Consider the following 3,147-nt stretch of genomic DNA (forward strand, 5'->3'; position numbering starts at 1 on the left):
GCCGCTTCCACCTGCGCGACCGCCAGTTCCATCATCAGCACCGTTTCGCGCAGGTGATTCCAGTCCGGACCCGGGTTGTTCACCTGTGTGCCGCGAACCACGCCGTCATTACCAGCCATGAAGCCCCCTCGATGCCCCGGTTCATCCCATAGTGGGGGAAACTGGAGTCCGCCCGCCAGCGGTTTCGCACCGGTTTGCCCAGTTTGAAGGTTGCCCGCGGACCGCTGTCGTCACGGCGTGAGCTCCAGCCTCGCGTTGGCGGGGCCGGGCAGGAAGGGCGACGGGCGGCCCTGCGCCCAGTCCCCGTGGCCGGCGCCCCAGTAGGGCGAGAGCGGGTGGCCGGCCTGGCCCCCGGGCAACTGGAAGATCGCGTTCTCGCGATGCGCCGGCGAGACCACCATGCGCTGGCTCGCACCAAAGGCCGGGGCTTGAATCCGCGGCATCTGCACGTCGCCGGGCAGGGGGGCGGCCGGCATGCACAGGTGCGGGCGCAGCCATTCCGGCACGCCGCTGGTCAGCGGATGGCAGACGCGGCTGAGGTTGGCCTCGCCCCAGGTTCGCGCGGTGAGCGGGCCCTCTTGGCCGCCGCGCACCTCGGTGGCCGCGGCGCGGGCCGCGTCGGCCAGCAGGGCCTCCCAGCTCTCGAAGCGCGGCGGCAGCAGGTGCGCCGGGCGCTGTTCGAGCAAGGGCCAGAGCACGCCTTCGAGCTGCGGCAGGTCGGGCATCACGAACCGGTCGCCGAGCGCGGCCTTGGCTGGCCCGAGCAGGCCATCGCGCACGCGCGCCAGCACTTCGAGACGGAAGCCGCGGGTGATCCGGTAGCCGCTGGAGTCGATCGAGGCGTGGCCCTCCCAATCCTCGGCGGCCTCGGCGATGTCACGCCATTCGGCGGCCGACATCGGGCCCACGGTGTCGCGCAGCAGGCGGTTCCACCGCTCGAGGAAGAGCGCGCGATCGTCCAGCTGCAGGGCGAGCAGGGCCGGTTCGTCGAGCGGCGCGCTTTCCATGAGGGTGTCCGCGATCTGCTTTTGCCGCGCACCCAAGGCATAGCCGGAATCACCGATCAGCGCGAGCAGTTCGCCATCGGTGATGCGCGCATTGGCCGACCACAGGCGGCCGGAGGGCGGATCGACCAGCTCCGGCTGCAGCGGCGCATCGGCCGGGTGCCAGCCGGCCCAATCGCAGCCCTGCAGGGGCAGCAGCGGGGCCTTCGGGTCGCAGCCGCCGACGCGCGCCGGGATGCGCCCGACCAGCCGCCACGCGATGCGGCCCTTGGCGTCGCCGAGCAGCATGTTCTGCGCCGGCACGCCGGCCTCCCGGGCCATCCGCAGCGCGGCGTCCAGGTCGGCCGCATGGACGAGGTCGAGCAGGCCGAAATTGAGGCTGCCCGGCATCTGCGCGGTCCAGCGCAGGGCCAGTGCACTGCCGTCCGCTTCGTCGTGCGCGATCGGACCCCAGCGGGTTTCGCGGATCTCGATCGTCTCCGCCGCACCGTTCGCGACATCGATGGTTTCGCGATGGACGACGATGTCGGCTTCGCCGTCCGGCGTGCGATAGCGCGTCTTCGCCGCATCGGTGAAATCGACGCGGAAGAAATCCAGCCAGTCGCCGTAGCTGTTGGTGAAGGCCCAGGCCACGCGCTGGCTACTGCCAGCGATCACGCCCGGCACGCCGGGCAGGGTGACGCCGACGACGTCCACCTGGCCGTCGGGAGCCTCCGGGTCGGCATAGCGCAGCCGGGCGGGATACCACAGCGAGGGCGCGCGCAGGCCGAGGTGCATGTCACCGGCCACGATGGCGCGACCGTCGGCGGTCGCGGACGCCCCCGCCGCGAAGTTGTTGCTGCCGGGCGCGGCAGGCTCGGCCGCGGCCGTGGGGATCTCGTCTGGGGCCTGGGGCAGCGTACGCAGGTCGAGCACCTCGGGGCCGGGCAGCACGGCATCGCCACGCGCGCTGCCGAACAGCGGCGCATCCCACGCCGTGCCGTCGCGCAGCAGCAGGTCGGCAAGCGGTGCTGGCAGCACGCCGCGGATGCGCCACAGCGCGAGCTCGCGCGAGTTCGCCTCATCCTGCAGGTCGAAGAACATCGCGTAGCCGGTGAGCGCGGAATCCACCTCGCTCCATGGCTTCGGCGACTGCTGCAGCAACAGGTAGGGCCAAGGGCGCACCGCGAGCGAATCCAGCCCGGCGTTCACGCCTTCGGTGTAGGCCTTCAAGGCCGCCGTGCGAGGGCCGGCGATGTCGGCGAGCGACGCTTCGCTGCGGGCCCGCAGGCGGTGCAGTCGGTTGGTGCGGTCGACCTCCAGCGCGCGGGCGCCGAACAGCGCCGAAAGTTCGCCTGCGGCGACGCGCCGCGTCAGGTCCATCTCGAAGAAGCGCTCCTGCCCGTGCACGAAGCCCAGCGCGCGCGCCATGTCGAGCTCGTTCGCGGCTTCGATGTCGACCACGCCGTTGGCGTCGCGCGTGACCGACACCGGCGCCGAGAGGCCGGGCAGGCCCAGTTCACCGTCGTAGGTCGGGACGCTGCCGCGTAGCACCAGCCATGCGGAAAGCGCGAGCAGCAGGGCCAGCGTGAGCAGGGCCAGCAGGCCGCGGCGGATCCACTTCAGCATCGGCGTCATCCTCAGGAAGAGGGCGACAGCCTAGCCGAGGCCTCGAGGCTTCGGGGGCTTGGTGACCCAGACGGGGCGACGCATCGGGTCCCACCCCAGAGCCCCTCAGATTGGGTCGGCGAGCACACCGACCTCCATGGTGTATCGGCTGAAATCGTGCGGATCCACGATCACTTCCACCGTGCGTCCAGGGCCGATGACCCAGCTTGGCTTGCCCTTGAAAGGCTCGCTGACGAAGTGGTGCGACCTGCCCGTTTCCGCGTCCGTCCACTCCGCTCGGATGCGCCATACGGACTCGCCGTTGACGTTGATGCTGGGATCTTCCTCATGCTCCAGTACCACGGCCCAAAGGCGTCGACCGCGGCGACGCACGAGGCTCGTTCGAATTCGTGCGATGAGGAAGCGAGACAGTGTAATGATGCCGGCGAGGGCGAAGCAGGCGCCGGCTACGGCGGGCAGTGGCGTGGTGGACGGCCATCCGGGCCCTGTTCCGTAAACGCGCTCGATCCGAGGTTCGGATTGCGTGTGCTCGACC

At 70.8% G+C, this 3,147-nt stretch carries 2 protein-coding genes; both read right to left on the reverse strand.

Annotation, left to right across the window (positions count from 1 at the left end; all coding sequences use genetic code 11):
* Positions 1 to 230 precede the first annotated feature (230 nt).
* Positions 231 to 2,612: a penicillin acylase family protein gene (locus ACIQ6S_RS14210; RefSeq protein WP_397608919.1), complete on the reverse strand. Its 2,382-nt coding sequence runs from the start codon at positions 2,610 to 2,612 to the stop codon at positions 231 to 233.
* A gap of 105 nt (positions 2,613 to 2,717) precedes the next feature.
* Positions 2,718 to 3,147: hypothetical protein (locus ACIQ6S_RS14215; RefSeq protein WP_397608920.1), on the reverse strand; the 430-nt coding region annotated here is incomplete at its 5' end.

This window comes from Silanimonas sp., from assembly GCF_044377035.1.
GTDB lineage: Bacteria > Pseudomonadota > Gammaproteobacteria > Xanthomonadales > Xanthomonadaceae > Silanimonas.